Annotated in this window: 23 protein-coding genes and 1 tRNA gene; 15 read left to right on the top strand and 9 right to left on the bottom strand. The window is 71.8% G+C overall.

Going from position 1 to position 20,415, the window contains the following annotated elements:
- The first annotated feature begins 132 nt into the window (after positions 1-132).
- A complete protein-coding gene (locus tag ACFWIA_RS26730; protein ID WP_385484957.1) occupies positions 133-447 on the top strand; it encodes a 4a-hydroxytetrahydrobiopterin dehydratase in 315 nt (104 codons plus the stop codon).
- Here ACFWIA_RS26730 and ACFWIA_RS26725 read toward each other — a convergent pair.
- The 6 genes from ACFWIA_RS26725 to ACFWIA_RS26700 all read right to left on the bottom strand — a co-directional run bounded on the left by ACFWIA_RS26725 (position 401) and on the right by ACFWIA_RS26700 (position 6,261).
- A complete protein-coding gene (locus ACFWIA_RS26725; protein ID WP_387009321.1) occupies positions 401-925 on the bottom strand; it encodes a potassium channel family protein in 525 nt (174 codons plus the stop codon). The genes ACFWIA_RS26730 and ACFWIA_RS26725 overlap by 47 nt on opposite strands.
- 89 nt (positions 926-1,014) lie before the next feature.
- Positions 1,015-2,007 (bottom strand): FUSC family protein, encoded by a 993-nt coding sequence (locus ACFWIA_RS26720; RefSeq protein WP_387009320.1) that lies wholly within the window; start codon positions 2,005-2,007, stop codon positions 1,015-1,017.
- Positions 2,004-3,386 (bottom strand): dipeptidase, encoded by a 1,383-nt coding sequence (locus ACFWIA_RS26715; RefSeq protein ID WP_387009318.1) that lies wholly within the window; start codon positions 3,384-3,386, stop codon positions 2,004-2,006. The genes ACFWIA_RS26720 and ACFWIA_RS26715 overlap by 4 nt, the downstream gene beginning before the upstream one ends.
- A 4-nt stretch (positions 3,387-3,390) precedes the next feature.
- On the bottom strand, positions 3,391-3,828 hold the full coding sequence (locus ACFWIA_RS26710; RefSeq protein ID WP_387009316.1) for a hypothetical protein: 438 nt from the start codon (positions 3,826-3,828) through the stop codon (positions 3,391-3,393).
- Positions 3,825-5,354, bottom strand: a complete 1,530-nt coding sequence (locus tag ACFWIA_RS26705; protein ID WP_387009314.1) for an APC family permease — start codon at positions 5,352-5,354, stop codon at positions 3,825-3,827. The genes ACFWIA_RS26710 and ACFWIA_RS26705 overlap by 4 nt, the downstream gene beginning before the upstream one ends.
- 100 nt (positions 5,355-5,454) lie before the next feature.
- Positions 5,455-6,261 carry a TetR/AcrR family transcriptional regulator gene (locus ACFWIA_RS26700; protein WP_387009312.1) on the bottom strand — a complete coding sequence of 269 codons (807 nt, stop codon included), beginning with the start codon at positions 6,259-6,261 and terminating at the stop codon, positions 5,455-5,457.
- Between the two features lie 117 nt (positions 6,262-6,378).
- On the opposite strand from ACFWIA_RS26700, the gene ACFWIA_RS26695 reads away from it, so the two are divergent.
- The gene (locus tag ACFWIA_RS26695; protein ID WP_387009310.1) at positions 6,379-8,721 is read left to right on the top strand and encodes an ATP-binding cassette domain-containing protein; all 2,343 of its coding nucleotides are present in this window, start codon (positions 6,379-6,381) and stop codon (positions 8,719-8,721) included.
- A gap of 113 nt (positions 8,722-8,834) precedes the next feature.
- Positions 8,835-9,569 carry a siderophore-interacting protein gene (locus ACFWIA_RS26690; RefSeq protein ID WP_387009308.1) on the top strand — a complete coding sequence of 245 codons (735 nt, stop codon included), beginning with the start codon at positions 8,835-8,837 and terminating at the stop codon, positions 9,567-9,569.
- A gap of 120 nt (positions 9,570-9,689) precedes the next feature.
- Here ACFWIA_RS26690 and ACFWIA_RS26685 read toward each other — a convergent pair whose 3' ends face one another.
- Together ACFWIA_RS26685 and ACFWIA_RS26680 are read right to left on the bottom strand one after the other, a co-directional pair.
- The gene (locus ACFWIA_RS26685) at positions 9,690-10,274 is read right to left on the bottom strand and encodes an HhH-GPD-type base excision DNA repair protein (protein WP_387009306.1); all 585 of its coding nucleotides are present in this window, start codon (positions 10,272-10,274) and stop codon (positions 9,690-9,692) included.
- A gap of 89 nt (positions 10,275-10,363) precedes the next feature.
- On the bottom strand, positions 10,364-11,935 hold the full coding sequence (locus ACFWIA_RS26680) for a helicase HerA-like domain-containing protein (RefSeq protein WP_387009304.1): 1,572 nt from the start codon (positions 11,933-11,935) through the stop codon (positions 10,364-10,366).
- Positions 11,936-12,065: 130 nt separating this feature from the next.
- On the opposite strand from ACFWIA_RS26680, the gene ACFWIA_RS26675 reads away from it, so the two are divergent.
- Together ACFWIA_RS26675 and ACFWIA_RS26670 are read left to right on the top strand one after the other, a co-directional pair.
- Positions 12,066-12,362, top strand: coding sequence for a type II toxin-antitoxin system VapB family antitoxin (locus ACFWIA_RS26675; protein WP_003949502.1), 297 nt, complete (start codon positions 12,066-12,068; stop codon positions 12,360-12,362).
- A gap of 114 nt (positions 12,363-12,476) precedes the next feature.
- Positions 12,477-13,145 (top strand): LytR C-terminal domain-containing protein, encoded by a 669-nt coding sequence (locus ACFWIA_RS26670; RefSeq protein WP_387009301.1) that lies wholly within the window; start codon positions 12,477-12,479, stop codon positions 13,143-13,145.
- A gap of 76 nt (positions 13,146-13,221) precedes the next feature.
- On the opposite strand, the gene upp is transcribed toward ACFWIA_RS26670, so the two are convergent.
- Positions 13,222-13,857, bottom strand: coding sequence for a uracil phosphoribosyltransferase (upp, locus tag ACFWIA_RS26665; protein ID WP_387009299.1), 636 nt, complete (start codon positions 13,855-13,857; stop codon positions 13,222-13,224).
- A 116-nt stretch (positions 13,858-13,973) separates the two neighbouring features.
- On the opposite strand from upp, the gene ACFWIA_RS26660 reads away from it, so the two are divergent.
- The 10 genes from ACFWIA_RS26660 (at position 13,974) to ACFWIA_RS26615 (ending at position 20,283) form a co-directional block, all read left to right on the top strand.
- On the top strand, positions 13,974-14,177 hold the full coding sequence (locus ACFWIA_RS26660) for a hypothetical protein (protein ID WP_385484982.1): 204 nt from the start codon (positions 13,974-13,976) through the stop codon (positions 14,175-14,177).
- A gap of 364 nt (positions 14,178-14,541) precedes the next feature.
- Positions 14,542-15,084, top strand: coding sequence for a hypothetical protein (locus ACFWIA_RS26655; RefSeq protein ID WP_387009297.1), 543 nt, complete (start codon positions 14,542-14,544; stop codon positions 15,082-15,084).
- A gap of 120 nt (positions 15,085-15,204) precedes the next feature.
- Positions 15,205-15,636 carry a tRNA adenosine(34) deaminase TadA gene (tadA, locus tag ACFWIA_RS26650; protein ID WP_387009295.1) on the top strand — a complete coding sequence of 144 codons (432 nt, stop codon included), beginning with the start codon at positions 15,205-15,207 and terminating at the stop codon, positions 15,634-15,636.
- 73 nt (positions 15,637-15,709) lie between these two features.
- Positions 15,710-15,794 (top strand) — tRNA-Ser (locus ACFWIA_RS26645).
- Positions 15,795-16,147: 353 nt separating this feature from the next.
- A complete protein-coding gene (locus tag ACFWIA_RS26640; RefSeq protein WP_387009293.1) occupies positions 16,148-16,387 on the top strand; it encodes a type II toxin-antitoxin system Phd/YefM family antitoxin in 240 nt (79 codons plus the stop codon).
- Positions 16,384-16,830 (top strand): PIN domain-containing protein, encoded by a 447-nt coding sequence (locus tag ACFWIA_RS26635; protein WP_387009392.1) that lies wholly within the window; start codon positions 16,384-16,386, stop codon positions 16,828-16,830. The genes ACFWIA_RS26640 and ACFWIA_RS26635 overlap by 4 nt, the downstream gene beginning before the upstream one ends.
- Positions 16,831-17,182: 352 nt before the next feature.
- Positions 17,183-17,356 carry a hypothetical protein gene (locus tag ACFWIA_RS26630; RefSeq protein WP_385484989.1) on the top strand — a complete coding sequence of 58 codons (174 nt, stop codon included), beginning with the start codon at positions 17,183-17,185 and terminating at the stop codon, positions 17,354-17,356.
- Positions 17,357-17,411: 55 nt separating this feature from the next.
- Positions 17,412-17,705 (top strand): Dabb family protein, encoded by a 294-nt coding sequence (locus ACFWIA_RS26625; protein ID WP_387009291.1) that lies wholly within the window; start codon positions 17,412-17,414, stop codon positions 17,703-17,705.
- A gap of 600 nt (positions 17,706-18,305) precedes the next feature.
- Positions 18,306-19,121 (top strand): RNA polymerase sigma factor SigF, encoded by an 816-nt coding sequence (locus tag ACFWIA_RS26620; RefSeq protein ID WP_387009289.1) that lies wholly within the window; start codon positions 18,306-18,308, stop codon positions 19,119-19,121.
- 244 nt (positions 19,122-19,365) lie between these two features.
- Positions 19,366-20,283: an RNA polymerase sigma factor SigF gene (locus ACFWIA_RS26615; RefSeq protein WP_387009287.1), complete on the top strand. Its 918-nt coding sequence runs from the start codon at positions 19,366-19,368 to the stop codon at positions 20,281-20,283.
- Positions 20,284-20,415 lie beyond the last annotated feature (132 nt).

Raw genomic sequence — 20,415 nt, 5'->3', positions numbered from 1 at the left:
CACTCCGGCTGCCTCCGACTGCCGTGCCCGGTGCGGTCCACCTCCCCGAGGGGCCGGAGGTGTACAACAGCAGGGGCGGCCGGCCCGCGCCGCCCCGACCGACCGAGCGACGCACAGCCGAGGAGCCGTCCGATGCCCAGCACCCCCCTCACCCCCGCCGAACTGGAAGCGGCCCTGTCCGATCTGCCCGGCTGGTCGGTGCGCAACGGCGAGCTGACCGCCTCCTTCACCGCCGACCGCGGCGACCTGCCCGCCCTGTACGCCGCGGTGGCCGCCGTCGAGGACCAGGCGAACCACCACGCCGCCGTCCGCATCCTGTACGCCACCGTCGAGTTCGGACTGAACACCCATGACGCGGGCGGCGCCATCACCGCGAAGGACACCGCGCTGGCCGCCCGGATCAGTGATCTCGCCGACCGCCACGGTGCCCGCCCGAGCGGGACGTGAGCTGCGAGCGGATACGGGTCGACACCGCGGTGGCCGCCGCGGTGAGGAACACGAACGTGTAGACGATCTGGAGGATCACCACCACCCGGGCCGACTGGCCGTGCGCGGTGATGTCGCCGAAGCCGACCGTCGCCAGCGTCACCACCGTGAAGTACAGCGCGTCCACCCGGGTGTAGAGCCCCTCGAACTCCCCCGGGTCCCGCGCCAGCGCCAGGTACGCCACGGCGAAGACCAGCACCGTCACGCACATCAGCACCAGGATCGCGAACGCCGGGTGGGTGCCCTCGCGTTCCAGCAGCACGTCCCGGATGTGCTTGAGGATCAGCCAGGCGATCGCGAAGAGGGACACCGCGAAGGCCGTCCAGCTCACCAACGGGTGCTCGGGGCCGAAGGCGCGCGCCGGGATCAGGAAGTACACGGTGACCAGCACGAGCACGGTGCCGCCGATCGCCGCCCAGCGACGGAGCGGGTCCGGCACGCGGTGCGGGGCACGCCCGGCCCCGCCCGCACCACCCGCACCACCCGCCCCGCCCCCACCACCCGCACCGTCACGCGAGCGACCCCCCGTCACGACCGCTCACCGGCCCGCCCGGCACCGTCCCCGCGCCCCACCGTCCCGGCCAGGTACGCGATCCCGACCCCGGCGAGCGTCGCGACCGTCCGTTCCCAGAACCGTCCGCCGGCCGCCCCCCGGTCCCCCTGGAACAGGAGCAGCAGCACCAGGAAGGTGGTGAAGCCGCCGAGCACGTACCACCGGCTGCCCTGCACCCCGCCCGCACAGCCGAGGGTCAGCAGGCACAGCACCCCGTACGCCCCGTCCGGTGGCGACCCGCGCAGCACCGCCAGCGCCAGCACCCCGCCGACCAGGACCGACACCGTGCGACCCACGGCCCGGCGGCGGACCATCTCCGGGCGGGGCCGCATCACCATCAGGGCCGCGACCACCGGCCAGCCGGGGTGCGTGGGCGCGAGCGCGAGTCCGACGACGGTGGCCGCCGCCCCCGCCGCACCGAGCCGCAGTCCGTAACCCAGGGCCTCGTCCCGATCGAGCGGCAGGCTCGGGTGCCGGCCGGGCAGCGGGCGCTGCGGCCAGGCCAGGGAGACCAGCCAGGCGTAGGCCGAGCCCACGGCGATCAACGCGCCGACGGCCAACGCCCCGGACACCTCCGGGTAGCTGAAGCCGACGCCGAGCAGCGGCACGCACAGCGCCATCGCCAGGACCCCGCCCGCCCGCCGGGCCGCGAGCAGCGCGGCGCCCACCGCGAGCACGAACACCCCGGTGACGGCCAACCAGTCCCGGTGCACCAGCAGCGATCCGCAGACGACGGACACCCCGGCGGCGCAGCCGACCAGCACGATCAGCGCCCGGTGGCGCCGGGTGGCCGGCAGCACCAGGGCGACCGCGGGGAGCCCGCCGAGGGTGAGGGCGAGCCCCCGTTCCGGGTCGTCGAACGCGGCGACGAGGCCGCCCGGCAGCGCGTACAGGACCCCGCGCACCGCCGCGTCCCCGTGCCACGCCAGCGCGGGGAGTACGGGCGTGGTGTGCGGGGGTCCGCTCACGTCCGGCGCCGGGCCGCTGTCGCGTAGTGGCGCAGGAAGCGGGCCTCCACCTCCGCCATGTGCTGGATCTCGGAGGGGTCCACGCTCTCGTTGGGGGCGTGGATGAGGCACTGCGGCTCCTCGACGCCCATGAGGACGATCTCCGCGCGGGGATACGTCCGGGCGAGGACGTTGCACAGCGGGATGGAGCCGCCCTGGCCCAGGAACTCCATGGGACGGCCGTAGACCTCGGTCATCGCCCGGTCGAGCGCCGCGTACGCCGGTCCGTCGGTGGCGGCCTGGAAGGGGGCGCCGCCGCTCTCCGCCTGGACGGTCACCCGGGCGCCCCACGGGACGGCCCGCTCCAGGTGCGCGGTGAGGGCGTCGCGGGCGGTGTCGGGATGGATGCCGGGCGGCACCCGCAGGCTGACCCGGGCCCGGGCGGTCGCGGGCACCGCGGCGGAGGAGCCGACGACGGGCGGGCAGTCGATGCCGAGGACGGTGACGGCGGGCCGGGCCCACAGCCGGTCGGCGACGGTGCCGGACCCGGTGAGGCGGACCCCGTCGAGGACCCCGGCGTCCCGGCGGAACTGCTCCTCGTCGTACCCGGCGCCCGTCCAGGTGCCGTCCGCGGGGAGCCCGTCGATCCGGGTGCCGCCGTCGTGCGGGTCGCGCAGCGAGGCGAGGGCCTGGACGAGGGCGCCGAGCGCATCGGTGGCGGGGCCGCCGAACATGCCGGAGTGCACCTCGCCGTCCAGGGTGCGGACGGTGACCACCAGGTCGGCGAGGCCGCGCAGCGAGGTGGTGGCGGTGGGGACGCCCACGGCGGCGTTCCCGGTGTCGCAGACGAGGAGCGCGTCGGCGAGGAACTCCTCGGGGTGGGCGGCTACGTACGCTTCCAGGCCGCCGGTGCCCTGCTCCTCGGACCCCTCGGCGACGAACTTGAGGCCCACCGGGATGGCGTCCGCCCCGAGCGCGCGCAGGGCGGTGAGGTGCATGACGACGTTGCCCTTGCAGTCGGCGGCGCCGCGCCCGTACCAGCGGCCGTCGCGTTCGGTGAGGGTGAACGGCGGGGAGTGCCACGCGTCCTCGCCCAGCGGCGGTTGCACGTCGTAGTGGCAGTAGAGCAGCACGGTCGGGGCGCCGGGCGGGGCGGGCCGGTGGCCGAGTACGGCGTGGCTGCCGTCCGACGTCAGGGCGAGGTGGACGTCGTGCAGCCCGGCGTCGGTGAAGGCGTCGGCGACCCAGCGGGCGGCCCGTTCGCACTCCTCGGGCGGGTACTGGCGGGGGTCGGCGACGGAGCGGATGGCGACGAGTTCGGCGAGGTCGGCGCGGGCGCGGGGCATCAGGTCGGCGATCGCCGCGCCGAGCCCGTCGGGGTCCGTGGCTGCGTGGGTCATCGGGTCACCGCCGTACCGTGTCGGAGGTCTTCAGGTCGTCGATGCGGTCCTGGATCTCCTTCAGTCGGTCGGGGCAGTAGACGCCGAGCACGATCGCCTCGGCCTCGACGACCTGGCGGTCGGAGATCACCGGACGCTGCCCGGGGCCGGTGGTGCCGTTGGAGAGGTTGACCTTCCACTGCGCGGACTTGAGGGCGGAGTCGGGGTCCTCGCAGACGGGGCCGCCGTCGGTGCCGAGGGTGCGGGCGACGGCCGCGGGGTCGGGACGGCGGAAGCCGTCGGCCTCCAGCAGGTCGGCGAGTTGGTTCGCCTTCTTGGTGGCCTCGCTGCTGCTGCGCACCGCCTCGTACTGGATGATCCCGACGACCGCCAGGGCGACGAGCAGCACGATCGCGCCGAGGTAGACCCACTTGTGCTGGGCGGCGAAACGGGTGGGGCTCACGAGGCGCTCCTCCCTTCACCGGAGCCGGCATCGGAACCGGCATCGGGCACGGTGCTGCGCCAACCGGGCCGGCGGAAGACCAGGAAGGCCACCGGGATCACCAGTCCGAGGACGAGGAGCCCGCCGCCGACGATCCCCACGTACACCCACACGCTGCCGCCGCCGAACTGCGAGGGAGGCACGAACCCGATGGCGAGCGCGGCGAGCGAGGCGAGCAGTCCGACCCCGCACAGCAGCGGCAGCGCGGGGGCGCGGAACCCGCGCGGATGGTCGGGCTGGGTCCGGCGCAGTCGCACCGCGGCGACGAACATCAGCAGGTAGACGATCAGGTACACCTGCGTGGTGATCACCGAGAAGATCCAGTAGACGCTGGAGACGTTCGGGATGAAGGCGTACATCAGGGCGATGGCGGTGGTGACGACCCCCTGGGTGACCAGGATGTTCTGCTGGATGCCGTGCTTGTTGAGCCGCTGGAGGAAGGGCGGCAGGTAGCCCTCCTCGCGGGAGATGAGCAGCAGGCCCTTGGACGGCCCGGCGAGCCAGGCGAGCATCCCGCCGAGGGACGCCGCGATGAGCGCGACGGCCGCCACGGGGGTGAGCCAGCCGATGTGGAAGTAGGAGAAGAAGGCGTCGAACGCCTGCATGACCCCGGCGGTGAGGCTGAGTTGGTCGGCGGGGACGACCCAGCTGATGGCCAGCGCGGGCAGGATGAAGATCAGCAGCACCAACCCCATCGCCAGGAACATCGTCTTGGGGAACTCCCGCGGCGGGTCCTTCAGCGAGGAGACGTGGACGGCGTTCATCTCCATGCCGGAGTAGCTGAGGAAGTTGTTGACGATCAGGACCAGGCTGGCGAGCCCGGCCCACTGGGGCAGCAGGTTGGCGGCGTCCATCGGCGCGGCGGACGGGTTGCCCTGGCCGAGGAAGACGAGTCCGAGGACGACCAGCAGGGTGCCCGGCACCAGGGTGCCGATGATCAGCCCCCAGGAGGACAGCCCGGCGAGCGTGCCGGTGCCCCGCGCGGAGACCCAGACGCCCGTCCAGTACAGGACCATGATCACGATGGCGGTGTAGAGGCCGTTGGCGGCCAGCGCCGGATCGATGATGTACGCGATCGTGCTCGCGACGAAGGCCAGCAGGCTGGGGTAGTAGAAGATCGTCATCGCGAACTGGCACCAGACGGCGAGGAAGCCGAGCGGCTTCGACAGGCCCTCGCTGACCCAGCGGTAGACGCCGCCGCTCCAGCCGGAGGCGAGTTCGGCGGACACCAGCGAGGTCGGCAACAGGAAGACGATCGCCGGCACGATGTACAGGAACACGCAGGCGAGACCGTAGACGGCCATGGTCGGCGCGGCCCGCAGACTGGCGACCGATGCGGTGGTCATCAAGGCGAGGGTCACCCAGGTGAGGGTGGGGTTCGCGGTGCCGCGGGCCGCCCGCGCCGCCCGCTCTTGCTCCTGCTGCTCGTCCCGCTGCTCGTGCGTGAGGCCGTGCGGCCGGTCTTCCGGTACGTCCATCGCGCTCACGCGTCCACCTCGCACCGTCCGGGGAAGGAACCACCCCCACACTCCGTCGCGGTGGCCCGGGGCGCAGCCCGCGAAGGCCGTCCGGGTGACGCCGGCCGGGTCAGGGCAGGACCGGCTCCGGCCCCGTCTCCGGTCCCGTTTCCACCAGGGCGGCGAACCCGTCCAGCACGCACCGCAGTCCGAACGCGTAGGCGTGTTCGGCCGAGTACACGCCCCGGTAGGCGTGGGCCGCGGCGCTGCCCACCCGGGAGGCGAGCGGGAAGCGTTCGGCGTCCAGCACCTCCTCCAACAGGGGCGCGTGGGCGGCCCACCACTCGTCGTCGCTCTGGCCGGTGTCCCGGGGGATGCTCCGGGCCTGGAGGGAGCCGCGGGCGACGGACTCCACGAAGCCCAGGAGGTGGCTCAGTGCGCAGTCCGTCTCCACGTCGCCGAGTCCGATGCCCTCGAAGGCGCGCAGTTCGTGTTCGTACTTGCCCAGCACCCCGGGCCCGAGCACGGGGCGCACGGTGGCCTGCCCGGCGATCCACGGATGGTGCAGGAACAGGGCGCGGTTGTCGTCCGCGACGGCGGTGACCCGTTCGCGCCAGGGCGCCCCGGGGCCCGGGTCGGTGCGGGGCATCCGCAGGTACGCCCAGTCCAGCATGAGCGTCAGCAGTTCCGCCTTGCCGGGCACGTAGGTGTAGAGGGACATGGGAGTGACCCCGAGGCGTTCGGCGACCCGGCGCATGGTGACGGCTTCGATGCCGTCCGCGTCGGCGAGCGCGACCGCCGAGCTGACCACCTCGTCCACGCTCAGCCCCTGTTTGGGGCCCCGCCCGGTGCGTTCCGCGCCGGGCTCGCGCCACAGCAGCCGCATCGTGCGGGTGGTGTCCGCCGCCCGTCCACCGCTCCGCCCGGTCATCGACATCCGGCCCCTCCCACCCGCACACCATCTGCGTACATCGTATTCAATACTGTGTATCCTGTACGGAGTAGAGTACCCGGGCACTCCGTGCCCGCACGCACCAGGCGCCCGAGGAGAGTCATGCCCGCCGAGGCCGACGACCAGCCGACCGCACCGCACCGCAGCACCCCGCCCCTCCCCGAGCCGCCCGGCCCGGTCGCCGCCGCGGACGCCCACCACCTGATCGAGGTGCGCGGCGCCCGCGAGAACAACCTGCGCGACGTCTCCGTGGACATCCCCAAGCGCCGGCTGAGCGTCTTCACCGGCGTCTCCGGCTCCGGCAAGTCCTCGCTCGTCTTCGGCACGATCGCCGCCGAGTCGCAGCGGCTGTTCAACGAGACGTACACCAGCTTCGTCCAGTCCTTCATGCCCTCCGTCGGCCGCCCCGACGTGGACGGACTTCGCAACCTGAGCGCCGCGATCGTCGTCGACCAGGAACGCATGGGCGCCAACTCCCGCTCCACGGTGGGCACCGCGACCGATGCGTACACCATGCTGCGGATCGTCTTCAGCCGGCTCGGCCAGCCCTACGCGGGCACGGCGCAGTTCTTCAGCTTCAACGGCTCCGAGGGCATGTGCCCCCGCTGCGAGGGCCTGGGCCGGACCTCCGAGATCGACGTCGACCAGGTGGTGGACCGCTCGCTCTCCCTCAACGAGGGCGCCATCCTCGTCCCCGGTTACGCCGTCGACTCCTGGCCGTGGAAGGTCATGACCAGCTCCGGCTTCTACGACCCGGCGAAGAAGGTCGCGGACTTCACCGACACCGAGCTGCACGACCTGCTGCACAAGCCGACCACCAAGGTGAAGGTCGACACCAGCAACCTCACCTACGAGGGCCTGGTCCCCCGCATCCAGCGCTCGTTCCTGTCCAAGGACCGCGAAGCGATGCAGTCCCACATCCGGGCCTACGTGGACCGGGCCGTCGTCTTCGCCGAGTGCCCCGAGTGCGGGGGCGCCCGCCTCAACCGGGCGGCGCTGGCCTCCCGGATCGACGGACGCAACATCGCCGAGTGCTCGGCCATGCAGATCAGCGACCTCGCCCGGTTCGTCCGCGGCCTCGACGCGCCCTCCGTCGCCCCGCTGCTGGTGAACCTCGGCGGGCTCCTCGACTCGCTCGTGGAGATCGGCCTCGGCTACCTCAGCCTCGACCGCACCTCCGCCACCCTCTCCGGCGGCGAGGCCCAGCGGGTGAAGATGGTCCGCCACCTCGGCTCCCCGCTCAGCGACGTCACCTACGTGTTCGACGAGCCCACCACCGGACTCCACCCGCACGACGTCCAGCGCATGAACAACCTGCTGCTGCGCCTGCGCGACAAGGGCAACACCGTCCTGGTGGTGGAGCACAAGCCCGAGGTCATAGCCATCGCCGACCACGTGGTCGACCTCGGCCCCGGCGCCGGAACGAACGGCGGCCTGATCCAGTACACCGGTGACGTGGCGGGGCTGCGCGCCTCGGACACCCTCACCGGACGCCATCTGGGCCACCGCGCCCGACTGCGCGAAACGGTCCGCAAGCCCGTGGCGCAGCTGTCCATCGAGAACGCCAACCTGCACAACCTGAAGGACGTCTCGGTGGACGTTCCGCTGGGCGTGCTGACCGTGGTCACCGGGGTCGCCGGCTCCGGCAAGAGTTCCTTGATCCACGGCCACCTCTCCCACCGGGAGGGCGTCGTGGTCGCCGACCAGTCGCCCATCCGCGGCTCGCGGCGCTCCAACCCGGCCACGTACACGGGTCTGCTGAACCCGATCCGCACCGCCTTCGCCAAGGCCAACGGCGTCAAGGCGGCCCTGTTCAGCGCCAACTCGGAGGGCGCCTGCCCCGGCTGCAACGGCATCGGGCTGGTCTACACGGACCTGGCGATGATGGCCGGGGTCGCCTCGGTCTGCGAGCAGTGCGAGGGCAAGCGGTACACCCCCGAGGTGCTGGAGTACCGGCTGCGCGGCAAGAACATCAGCGAGGTCCTCGGGATGTCGATCGCCGAGGCGCACACCTTCTTCCCCACCGGCCAGGCGCACACCGTGCTGGGCCGGCTGAACGACGTCGGCCTCGGCTACCTCCGCCTCGGGCAGCCGCTGAACACCCTCTCCGGCGGCGAGCGCCAGCGGCTGAAGCTGGCCATCCACATGGCCGAGAAGTCCTCCACGTACGTCCTGGACGAACCCACCACGGGCCTGCACCTGGCGGACGTCGACAAACTGCTCGCCCTGCTGGACCGGCTGGTCGACCAGGGCAACTCGGTGATCGTCATCGAGCACCACCTCGCGGTGATGGCGCACGCCGACTGGATCATCGACATCGGCCCCGGCGGCGGCCACGACGGGGGACGGGTCGTCTTCACCGGCACGCCGACCGAACTCGTCGAAACCGCCGGCGGAACCTCCCTGACGGCACGGCACCTGAAGGAGTACGTGCACGGCGCCTGACGACCCGCCGAAGATCCGGCCTCGCCAGATAGCGGAGGTTAGGCTAACCTAACTTCCAACGCCCCCGGGGTTACGAGTCACCCCGGGGGCACCACGACGGCGAGGAGCGCGCGATGGGTCACGGATGGGAGGGGGCGGTCCTCAAGCTGCTGCGCGGCAAGGACTTCGTCTTCACCGTGACCGGCACCGAGGTGGTCAACGACCGCCTGCGTCGCCTGCACCTCACCGACGGCGGCATGCTCGCCGTGACCGGCACCCACCCCACCATGTGGGTGCGGATCTGGTTCGAGAACGCGGGCAAGCCGCACCAGCGGGGCTACACCCTGGTCGACCCGGACCCGGAGAAGGGCACCTTCAGCCTGGAGTTCATCCTCCACGAAGGCGCCGCCAGCGACTGGGCCCGTGCCGCCCGCCCGGGCGACACCATCGAGGCGACCGTCCACGGTTCGGAGTTCACCCCGCCCGAGCCCGCACCCGCGCACCTCTACGTCGTGGGGGACGCCGCGTCCCTCCCGGCGATCAACTCCCTCCTCGACGAAATGAGCGGGGCGTCCGCCACCATCTGGTACGAGACGGCGCACCCGCTCGACGAGCAACTGCCGATGCGCCTTGACCCCGCACGGCACGATCTGCGTACCGTCCCGCGCCGGGAAACCGGCTCGGGACTCCTGGAAGAGGTCCGGTCCACCCTCCCGGACCTCCTCCGCACCCATCGGGGCACCGACGAGTTCTACGTCTGGGTCGCCTGTGACACCGTCACCACACGGTCCCTCACCGCGTACCTGCGCAAGGAACTCTCGGTTCCCAAGCCGCGCGTCAAGTCCCTCGGGTACTGGCGCCCGACGTAGCGGGGGTGGTCGCACGGCTCTTCCCAGTGAGCCGTGCGCCAGACGGCGGACCCGGGCTGTGGCGGCTCTCAGCCCGGTTCCGCCCCGTCTCCCTCCCGGCTCCTCCACTCCCGGGCCCGCTCACCCCCGGGCCCGCTTGGCCGCCGCCTTCAACTCCTGCTTGTGGGCGCGCACCCGCGCCAGCGACTCCGGTCCGGTGATGTCGGCCGCCGACCGGTGGCTGCCCTGCTCCCCGTACTCCCCCGCCGCCTCCCGCCAACCGCTCGGGCGCACCCCCAACTGCTTGCCCAGCAGGGCCAGGAAGATCTGCGCCTTCTGCTTGCCGAAACCGGGCAGCTCGTTCAACCGCCGCAACAGCTCCCGCCCCGAGTCGACGCCCTCCCACACCGCCTCGGGCCGCCCGTCGTAGTGCTCCACGAGGTACTGGCACAGCTGTTGCACCCGCTTCGCCATCGACCCCGGGTACCGGTGCACCGCCGGCTTCTCGGACAGCAGCGCGGCGAACGCCTCCGGGTCGTACACGGCGATCTCATGGGCGTCCAGATCATCGGCGCCGAGGCGCTGCGCGATCGTGTACGGCCCGGCGAAGGCCCACTCCATGGGCACCTGTTGGTCCAGCAGCATCCCCACGAGCGCGGCCAGCGGGCTGCGCCCCAGCAAGGCGTCGGCCTCCGGCTGCTGGGCGAGGTGAAGGTTCACGTCCATACCCCGATCATGCGGCCCCCGACCCCGCCCCGCACACGGTCACCGCCGACGGGCCGCGCACTCGTCACCGCCGGCGGGCCGCGCACTCGTCACCGCCGGCGGGCCGTCCCGAACAGCGATCGGCTGATCTCCCGCCCCAGCTGCGAGCCGAGCGAACGGGCCAGCGACTTGAACGCCCCGCTCCCCACCACCTGCTCCACCAACGTCGGGTCCTCCCGCGGCGCCTCGGGCGCCTTCGAGGTCTCCGGGGTCTCCGGGGCCCGGCCAGGTTCCGGTGCCGGGGCCGGGGCCGGCTCCACCCGCGCGGTCAACTTCTCGTACGCCGACTCCCGGTCCACGGCCTGCGCGTACCGCCCGTACAACGCCGACCCCCGCACCGCCGCGTCGAGCGCCTCCCCGGACACCGGCCCCATCAGCGACTCCGGGGCCCGCAGCCGCGTCGCCGCCACCGGAGTGGGCGCCCCGCTCTCACTGAGCACCGTCACCACGGCCTCCCCGGTGCCCAGCGTGGTCAACAGCTCCTCCAGGTCGTACGCCGAGTCGGGGAACGTCCGCACCGTCGCCCGCAGCGCCTTCTGGTCGTCAGGGGTGAACGCCCGCAACGCGTGCTGCACCCGGTTGCCGAGCTGTCCGAGCACGTCGGCGGGCACGTCCTTCGGCGTCTGGGTCACGAAGAAGACCCCTACCCCTTTGGAGCGAATCAGCCGGACGGTCTGCGTGATCGCCTCCAGGAACGCCTTGGACGCCCCCTTGAACAACAGGTGCGCCTCGTCGAAGAAGAACACCAGCTTGGGCCGATCGACGTCCCCCACCTCCGGCAGGTCGTGGTACAGATCCGCCAGCAGCCACATCAGGAAGGTCGAGAACAACTGCGGCTTGTCCTGCACCGCGGGCAGTTCGAGGAGGGACACCACCCCCAGCCCGTCCCCGACCGTGCGCAGGAACTCCGCCGTGTCGAACTCCGGCTCCCCGAAGAACGTCCCCATGCCCTGCTGCTCGAACGCCGTCAACGACCGCAGGATCACCCCGGCCGTGGCCGCCGACAGACCGCCGATCGTCTTCAGCTCGCCCCGGCCCTCCTCGGAGGTCAGGAACGCGACCACGGCCCGCAGGTCCTTGAGGTCGACCAGCTCCAGGCCCTTCTGGTCGGCGTAGTGGAACACCAGCCCGAGCGACTGCTCCTGGGTCTGGTTCAACTGGAGCACCTTCGACAGCAGCACCGGCCCGAAGCTCGTCACGGTGGCCCGCAACGGAATGCCGTGCCCGAGCCCGCCCAGGGCGTAGAACTCGCAGGGGCAACCGCCCGCCTCCCACTCCTGCCCCACCTCGCCCGCCCGCGCCAGCACCCGTTCGCCCCGCTCGCCCGGCGCCGAGATCCCGGACACGTCCCCCTTCACATCGGCGAGGAACACGGGCACCCCCTGCGCGGAGAGCTGCTCCGCGATCAGCTGGAGCGTCTTCGTCTTGCCGGTGCCGGTGGCCCCGGCGACCAACCCGTGCCGGTTGAGCATCGCCAACGGAACACGGATCTGGGCCCCCGGCAGACAGGTGCCGTCCCACAGCAACGCCCCGAGGTCGAGCGCGGGACCGGTGAAGGCGTACCCGTCGGCGATCTCCTGCGCGGCCGGCGGCACGGACGCGTTCGACTCGTTCTCGGTCATCGTTCGGGCCCCTGTTCCCGGTACCGCGCTGCGACTGGTACCGGTTCGTACCGTGATACGCGTTATGATCCACCTTCGCACTGGCCCGCCATGGCTGCGCCCGGAGAGGCTTGACCGGTAGGCTTTCCGTGTGATCTTCAAGCGCATCGGAAACGGCCGGCCGTACCCCGACCACGGCCGGGAAAGCACCCGGCAGTGGGCGGACGTCGCGCCGCGCCCGGTCCGCCTCGATCAGCTCGTGACGACCAAGGGCCAGCTCGACCTGGAGACGCTCCTCGCCGAGGACTCGACCTTCTACGGCGACCTCTTCGCGCACGTCGTGAAGTGGCGGGGCGATCTGTACCTGGAGGACGGGCTGCACCGGGCGGTCCGGGCCGCACTCCAACAGCGGCAGGTCCTCCACGCCCGGGTGCTCGAACTCGACTGATCCGCGTCCCGCACACGGGACGCAGCGGGTGCCGTTGACCCTTTCGGGTAGCGCGGTTCACCCGCTAATGATCGTTTAGTAGGCATTGCCGCCGCACGGCACTACGCTGCGCACATGAGCATGCTCACACCCCCCGGCATGGGCGGTCAGTACCGCATCACAGGGGGCAAGTACCCACGGATGCGTCGGGGTCGCCGACGGGGCAGGGTCGTGCTGGCCTGTGCCGCGTCCCTGACCGCCGTGGGCGTGATCGGCTGGGGCACCCTCCAGCTCGTCGACGTCTTCACCGGCGGCGGGAACGAGGCGAAGGCCGCGGGCTCCGGATGCGCGCCCGCCTCCGCGAAGCCGTCCCCCGGCGCCTCGGCCGGCCCGGTCAACCGCGCCGCCGCCGGCCTCCCGAAGCCCTCGACCGTCAAGGTCAACGTCCTCAACGCGACCCCGCGCAGCGGCCTCGCCAAGAAGACCGCCGACGAGCTGCGCAAACGCGGCTTCACCATCGGCGAGGTGGGCAACGCCACCAAGCAGTACGACAAGAAGGTGCCCGGCGCCGGCCTGGTCGTCGGCGCGAAGGGTGCGGCCCGGGGCGCGCTGCCGGTGCTCGCCGCGCACCTCGCGGGCGCGGGTCAGCGCACCGACGCCCGCGCCTCCGCCGACGTCGACCTGATCATCGGGACGGCCTTCACCCGGCTCGCCCCCCAGGACGCGGCCACCCGCAGCCTCACGGCGCTGGCGAACCCGTCCCCGAAGCCGGACCCCTCCGCCGCGGCCTGCCGCAACCGCTGACCCGTCCGCCGCTGACCCCCGTCCCCGTTTCCGGTCGGCGGGGGCGGCGGGGCGACGGGTTCGGCGCGGGGCTGCCCTACTCCGCGGTGCCGTACATCCGGTCACCCGCGTCACCGAGGCCCGGGACGATGTAGCCGTTCTCGTTCAGACGCTCGTCCACCGAGGCGGTCACCACCCGCACCGGGGCGCCCGCCAACTCCCGCTCCATGACCGCGACGCCCTCCGGCGCGGCCAGCAGCACCACGGCCGTGACGTCGTCGGCGCCCCGCCGGATCAGCTCCTGGATCGCCGCGACCAGCGTGCCGCCCGTGGCCAGCATGGGGTCGAGGACGTACACCTGACGGCCGGACAGGTCCTCCGGCATCCGGGTGGCGTACGTCGACGCCTCCAGCGTCTCCTCGTTGCGGATCATCCCGAGGAAGCCGACCTCGGCGGTCGGCAGCAGCCGCACCATGCCGTCCAGCATCCCCAGACCGGCCCGCAGGATCGGCACGACCAGCGGTCGCGGGTGGGACAGCTTCACCCCGGCGGTGCGGCACACGGGCGTCTCGATGTCGACCTGCTCGGTCCGCACATCGCGGGTCGCCTCGTACGCGAGGAGGGTGACCAACTCGTCGGCGAGCCGCCGGAAGGTCGGGGAGTCCGTACGCCGGTCGCGCAGGGTGGTGAGCTTGTGGGCGACCAGCGGGTGGTCGACGACGTGGAGACGCATTCCCCCACAGTAACCGCGGTCACAAGCCGCCCGCGCTGGCATCAAAACCACCGATCGGGGGAAAGTGGGAGGGACCGACCGGGGCCCACCAGGGGCCCCCTTGGAGTGTGACCCCCATGCCGGAGCGATCCCGGGACAGCCGGGAGGACCCCGAGAACCTCCCCGAGGCCCCCCTCAGCGACGCCGAACGCCGAAGGCGCCGCGCCCAGTTCCTCCGCGATCTGGCCGAAGCGCGCGAATTGCGCCGCCGGGTGCAACCGCGTCGCGTCCGGGCGGCACGCATGCGACAAGCGATGCGTATGCGGACGTTCCGGGGGTGATCCCACGACCGCCGAGGCCCGTCCCGCCGCCGGGGCGAAAGTGACACCCGACACGTTCTGAGGCGGGCGCGACGCCGCCCGGAGCGCCGCGCACGCCGCTCCCCCACAGTGGATCAAGGCGCTCCCGCCCCGGCGGGAAGCGGCTCGCGACCGGCGCGCGCAGGGGGCACGACAGCGGTCGCCCGAGGTGGCGCACACCCCGGGCGGAGCACGCGACGCGCACACAGCAGGCGGAAGACCCCTCCTCAGGCCGTGGTTTCTGCCACGATTCCGATGGGCGGGGCACTCGCACCGTACGGCCCGCCCACAACCTCCGCCGGGGGGAACCCCAAGCGGCACGCCTCAGACCAGTGGGAGAGTCACGGTGTACTTCGCCGCACTGCTCGCGCGCACCGAAGACGGGTGGGAAGCGAGCGACACGGAGCTAGACGATGTGGAGTCCCTGTCGGACCTGGCCGAACTGGCCCGCGACGCCTCAACCGACGACGACACCGTCCTCGTCCTCCTCGAACAGGAGGACGCATGGTTCGGAGTGGTCCGCGTGGACGGTGAGGAAGACCCCCGCCTGTACGTGTCGGACGCCGTCGCGGCGTCCCGCAGCTCGTACGGGGAGATCCTGATGAACGAGCTGATCGGACGGGAGTACGGGGACGACGACGTCGACCTCGACTCCCTCGATCTCGACGGTACGGAGGACGGTGAGCCGGAGGGCTCGACCTCCGAAGAAGACGGGTCCACCGGAGCCGACGGCCCGGACGCCGTCGCCTCCGGGCCGCTCGGGGACGCGGAGCTGCTCGGTGACCTCGGGGTCCCCGGCCGGGAACTGCGGACCCTGGAACCGGGCGACGCGCTGGGCGGCATCGCCGAGGCCCTGGGTGCTTCGGAAATGCTCGAAGCAGTGCGTTAGCGCACCGCCGGGTGCGCGGCGGTGCCCCGTCCGGCACCCCGCGCCCCGCGGCGCCCGCCCGGGCCGCGTCGGTAGGTTGGACCCGTGGACGATGCGGTACGAGGCCCCTGGGAAGGGGTCATGAGGGTGGCCCTGGACCAGGCGCGCGAAGCGCTCGCCGGGGGTGACGTGCCGGTCGGCGCGGTGGTGGTCGGCCCCCGGGGCGACCTCATCGCCACCGGCCACAACGACCGGGAGGCCACCGGCGACCCCACGGGGCACGCAGAGATCGTGGCGATCCGGCGGGCCGCCACCGCCCTCGGCGAGTGGCGGCTGGCCCGCTGCACCCTGGTCGTCACGCTGGAGCCCTGCACCATGTGCGCGGGCGCCCTCGTCCAGTCCCGCCTCGACCGGGTGGTCTACGGCGCCCGCGACGAGAAGGCGGGCGCCGCGGGCTCGCTGTGGGACGTCGTACGGGACCGGCGGCTGAACCACCGTCCGGAGGTCGTCGCCGGGGTGCTCGCCGAGGACTGCGGGCGGCTGCTCACCGACTTCTTCCGCGCCGGCCGCTGAGGCGTCCAGGTGCGCGGCCGGAGCCCGGATATCGATTTCGGCGCACGGCACACCTTGGGGTAGGGTCTCTCCCGGTAGCGTGTCCGAGCGGCCGAAGGAGCTCGCCTCGAAAGCGAGTGTGGGGAAACTCACCGAGGGTTCAAATCCCTCCGCTACCGCTTCTAGCACCCCCCTGATCTGCGGAAACGCGATCAGGGGGGTGCTGTGCGTTGCGCCGCCGATTCCGTACGGAGCCCGCCTCCGGTCGAAGCTTCCCCACGCGACCCCTCGCAGGACACGCTCCCCACGGCGACCACTCCAGCCCGGAGAGTAACTACACTGCCAGGCGTCAGTGCCACCCCGCCCTTGCGGGGGTGATCCCTTGCCCTTCCCAAGGACGCGGGCGTCTCGGTAGCGCTCCCCGCACCTGCGGGGTGGGTCCCGCGAGGACACGCCCCAGGTGCAGTCAGGCACCTTGCCCCCATCGCCGCTCACCACCTCGACGCCACCCCCATGTAGTAACATGTAATACATGGAGGCCACTGCACGGGAGTTCAACCAGAAGTCATCGCAGATCCTCGCCGCGGCGGCACGCGGAGAAACCGTCACCGTCACCAAGAACGGCGTAGCGGTCGCTCGCGTGGTACCCATCAGCGACGAGGTCCCGCCCTACCCGACCGATCCCATGGGCACCATAGACCTTCCTGACCTGGGGCTACCCGATCTCACCGATGAGGAGATCGATGACGTACTCAAGGGCATGGGGACCTGATCTTGATCGCGATTGGCGACACCAACGCCCTCTACCGCCTTCTCGATGCACGCCTCGCGGAACACGAAGCGCACAAGAAGGCCCTGGCCACGATTAGCCACCTCGTCATCTCACCCATGGTGCTCGCCGAGCTGGACTACCTGATCTCGGCCCGCGGGGGTGCGCGCAAAGCCCTGACCGCGGCTCGGTTCATCGAGCAGAACACCGCTACCCGCAGGTTCGAAGTGCCGTCCGTCGCCACGCACCTGAGCGCGGCGATCGCCGTCGCCGAAGGCTATGCGGACGCGGACGGAGGGCAGGGCATCGGACTGACGGACGCCATGAACGTCGCCCTCGCTGCGGCTTACCGCACCGACGTCCTGTTCACCACGGACCGCCACTTCCGCATGGTCCGTCCGCTGACGGGCCACCAGGCGTTCCGGCTGCTTCCCGACGACCTGTAGAGGAACCCGACACACCGAAAGGGCGCGTGTCCTCCGCCCCACCGGAGGACACGCGCCCTGGCCTGGCGGGAGGAGCGGCAACGGGGGGGTGCCGCCCCTCCCCTGAGGACGTTCCCCAAGTCCGGCCCGCATCAGGGGACAAGCGGTGCGAACCGGACCCCGCAGTGGGGTTCGTCCCTGAACCCCACGGGGATTCCTGCCAGATCCCGCCGGGCTCGCACCCAGCCTCCCGCGCCGCACCCGCCCCCGGCGACGGACAAAGGGCCCGGATGGGCGGGCCGTTGGTCCCGGGATACACTGCACCGCCGATGGCGGGGGACGTACGAGGCTGGTCGACAGGGGAGGGCGCCCGATGGTGCGCACGAAAATGATCGCGCTGTACGTCGTCATCGTCTTCCTGCTCTACGTGATCATCACCGACCCCGCCAAGGCCGCGGACTACGTCCAGATAGGCTTCGAAGGCATCTCCAACGCCGCTCATGCCATCGGCGACTTCATGACCTGGGTCGCCAACGCCGGCGGGTAGCCGCACCGCCACCCCGCTCACCCGGCACGCGGCCCCGTCACGCCAAGGAGCCCCCGTGATCCGTCACCTCGTCCTGTTCAAGCTCAACGACGGCGTGCACCGCGACGACCCGCGCGTGGTCGCGGGCGTGGAGGCGTTCCGCGCGCTGGGCGGCCAGGTCCCGGAGCTGGCGTTCTGGGAGTGCGCGTGGAACATCAGCGACCGGCCCATCGCCTACGACTTCGCGATCAACTCGGCCGTCGCGGACGCCGACGCCCTGAAGCGGTACCTGGAGCACCCCGCCCACCAGGCCGGCGTGGCCCAGTGGCGCGAGTTCGCGACCTGGGTCGTCGCCGACTACCCGTTCTGACGGGGCGCCCCCACCCGGCCGCACCCGGCCGCACCCCTCCGGGCGACGGACCGACGGCACCCCACCGCCCCGGCACCCCGGACGCACGCCACCCGGAACACCCCGACGCTCGACGCCCCGACGCCCTCCATGGTCACCATGGAGGGCTTTCTTATCGGATATATGTCCCTCAACACGGCGTTTTAGGGTGCTTGCACACAGTGCACATGTCTTGTGATGCTATGACCGCTTTTGCAGGATGAGTTGACCTGTGTGAACCCGCGCGTCGAAGGGGTGGCGTTGACCGTGCCGGCCAGTACTGCGCCTCAGGCTCCGCCCCAGGAAGCCGCGGCACCCGAGTCCAACGACCCCGACTGCGCCCCGAGGGAAGCGGCGGCCCCCACGGGCACCGCGCCCGGCGGAATCCCCGGAGCCTCCCCGCCCGAGGCACCCCCCGCGCCCCACGAATGCTCCCCCGTGCTCCCCGAACACCGGTCCGCGCCCCCAGTCCGCCCCGGTGCTCCCCTTGAACCCCGGCACGCCCCCCATGACACCGACCCTCGCCCGACCGCTCCCCGAGCCCCCCTCAGCCGGGCCACCGCGACCGTCGCCGGGCCCGTCGTGCCCCACGCGCCCGCCCCTCCGCCCCCCGCCCGGACCACCGCTCCGCGCAGCCGCGGCGCCGACACCCGGGCCCTCACCCAGGTGCTGTTCGGGCAGCTCAGGCACCTGGAACCCGGCACCCCCGAGCACACCCGGGTCCGGGGCGCGCTGATCGAGGCCAACCTGCCGCTGGTGCGGTACGCGGCGGCCCGGTTCCGCAGTCGCAACGAGCCGATGGAGGACGTCGTCCAGGTCGGCACCATCGGCCTGATCAACGCCATCGACCGCTTCGACCCGGACCGCGGCGTGCAGTTCCCGACCTTCGCCATGCCGACCGTCGTCGGCGAGATCAAACGCTACTTCCGCGACAACGTCCGCACCGTGCACGTCCCGCGCCGGCTCCACGAGCTGTGGGTCCAGGTCAACGGGGCGACGGAGGACCTGACCACCAGCTTCGGGCGCTCGCCCACCACCGCCGAGATCGCCGACCGGCTACGGATCACCGAGGACGAGGTGCTCGCCTGCATCGAGGCCGGGCGCTCGTACCACGCGACCTCGCTCGAAGCCGCCCAGGAGGGTGACGGACTGCCCGGCCTGCTGGACCGACTGGGCTACGAGGACCCCGCCCTCGACGGCGTCGAGCACCGCGACCTCGTGCGCCACCTCCTGGTCCAGTTGCCCGAGCGCGAGCAACGCATCCTGCTGCTGCGCTACTACAGCAACCTGACGCAGTCACAGATCAGCGCGGAGCTCGGCGTCTCCCAGATGCACGTGTCAAGATTGCTCGCGCGAAGTTTCGCCCGACTGCGATCCGCAAACAGGATCGAGGCGTAGCTCGAACGGCTTGACCCCCTTGTGCGCCGGTTACCGACAAACAGGGCACACAAAGGACCAAAACCCCCCTTATCCTGCGCCCGGGCGACCACTCGATGTCGACAAGTCACTACAGCGTGTTGCCGACATGTGACATTCTGCGGAAAGCGCGTTTGCCGGGGCCCAGGCTCCGGTATTCAGGTGGAGGCTACGTTCCACGGAGGAACGGCCGGCCGCCGACCGTCAGCGACCTCAAGGGGGTGGCATGTCCGCAGAACAGGGCAGCTCGAAGGTGCTCACGCTCATGAAGAGCGAATCCGCGCCCGACGAGCTTCACGGCTCCGAGACCTCACAAGCCCTCGCCGTCCCCGGACCCGTCACGGTCGCCGAGGCCCCCGAGGTCCTCCCCGCCCCGGGTGCCATCGACACCCGGACCCTCTCCCGTTCCCTGTTCCTGCGGCTCGCCACGCTCGACGAGAACAGCCCCGAACGCGTCTACGTGCGCGACACCCTGATCGAGCTGAACCTGCCGCTGGTGCGGTACGCGGCGGCCCGGTTCCGCAGTCGCAACGAACCGATGGAGGACATCGTCCAGGTCGGCACCATCGGCCTGATCAAGGCGATCGACCGCTTCGACTGCGAACGCGGCGTCGAGTTCCCGACGTTCGCGATGCCGACCGTCGTCGGCGAGATCAAGCGGTTCTTCCGGGACACCTCCTGGTCGGTGCGGGTGCCGCGGCGCCTCCAGGAACTGCGGCTCGCCCTCACCAAGGCGAGCGACGAACTGTCCCAGAAGCTCGACCGTTCGCCCACCGTGCCCGAACTCGCCGCGGTGCTCGGCGTGTCCGAGGAGGACGTGGTCGACGGGCTCGCCGTGGGCAACGCCTACACGGCCTCGTCCCTCGACTCCCCGGCCCCCGAGGACGACGGCGGCGAGGGCTCCCTCGCGGACCGCCTCGGTTACGAGGACACCGCCCTGGAGGGCGTCGAGTACCGGGAGTCCCTGAAGCCGCTGCTCGCCAAACTCCCGCCCAGGGAACGGCGGATCATCATGCTGCGGTTCTTCGCGAACATGACGCAGTCCCAGATCGGCGAGGAGGTCGGGATCTCCCAGATGCACGTGTCCCGGCTACTGACCCGCACGCTCGCCCAGCTCCGCGACGGGCTGCTCATCGCTGACTGATCGTCGAACGACCGCCGAACGACCGCTCACCGATCGTTCGCTGACCGCTCGCTGATCACCGACTGACCGGCGGCCCCGGAGGCCGGCCGGAGCCACACGAGCGCGCGCCCGCTCGACGGGCCCCCTGAGGGC

It is taken from the genome of Streptomyces sp. NPDC127068 (genome assembly GCF_042724695.1).
In the GTDB taxonomy this organism is placed as follows: domain Bacteria; phylum Actinomycetota; class Actinomycetes; order Streptomycetales; family Streptomycetaceae; genus Streptomyces.
This window is presented reverse-complemented; position numbering and strand designations above follow the sequence as displayed.

Excerpts from the sequence above, each read along its gene's own strand:
- ACFWIA_RS26730 (WP_385484957.1), top strand. The coding sequence starts at position 133 with ATGCCCAGCACCCCCCTCACCCCCGCCGAACTGGAAGCGGCCCTGTCC.
- ACFWIA_RS26715 (WP_387009318.1), bottom strand. The coding sequence starts at position 3,386 with ATGACCCACGCAGCCACGGACCCCGACGGGCTCGGCGCGGCGATCGCC.
- ACFWIA_RS26700 (WP_387009312.1), bottom strand. The coding sequence starts at position 6,261 with ATGTCGATGACCGGGCGGAGCGGTGGACGGGCGGCGGACACCACCCGC.
- ACFWIA_RS26695 (WP_387009310.1), top strand. The coding sequence starts at position 6,379 with ATGCCCGCCGAGGCCGACGACCAGCCGACCGCACCGCACCGCAGCACC.
- ACFWIA_RS26690 (WP_387009308.1), top strand. The coding sequence starts at position 8,835 with ATGGGTCACGGATGGGAGGGGGCGGTCCTCAAGCTGCTGCGCGGCAAG.
- ACFWIA_RS26685 (WP_387009306.1), bottom strand. The coding sequence starts at position 10,274 with ATGGACGTGAACCTTCACCTCGCCCAGCAGCCGGAGGCCGACGCCTTG.
- ACFWIA_RS26680 (WP_387009304.1), bottom strand. The coding sequence starts at position 11,935 with ATGACCGAGAACGAGTCGAACGCGTCCGTGCCGCCGGCCGCGCAGGAG.
- ACFWIA_RS26670 (WP_387009301.1), top strand. The coding sequence starts at position 12,477 with ATGAGCATGCTCACACCCCCCGGCATGGGCGGTCAGTACCGCATCACA.
- upp (WP_387009299.1), bottom strand. The coding sequence starts at position 13,857 with ATGCGTCTCCACGTCGTCGACCACCCGCTGGTCGCCCACAAGCTCACC.
- ACFWIA_RS26660 (WP_385484982.1), top strand. The coding sequence starts at position 13,974 with ATGCCGGAGCGATCCCGGGACAGCCGGGAGGACCCCGAGAACCTCCCC.
- tadA (WP_387009295.1), top strand. The coding sequence starts at position 15,205 with ATGAGGGTGGCCCTGGACCAGGCGCGCGAAGCGCTCGCCGGGGGTGAC.
- ACFWIA_RS26640 (WP_387009293.1), top strand. The coding sequence starts at position 16,148 with ATGGAGGCCACTGCACGGGAGTTCAACCAGAAGTCATCGCAGATCCTC.
- ACFWIA_RS26630 (WP_385484989.1), top strand. The coding sequence starts at position 17,183 with ATGGTGCGCACGAAAATGATCGCGCTGTACGTCGTCATCGTCTTCCTG.
- ACFWIA_RS26615 (WP_387009287.1), top strand. The coding sequence starts at position 19,366 with ATGTCCGCAGAACAGGGCAGCTCGAAGGTGCTCACGCTCATGAAGAGC.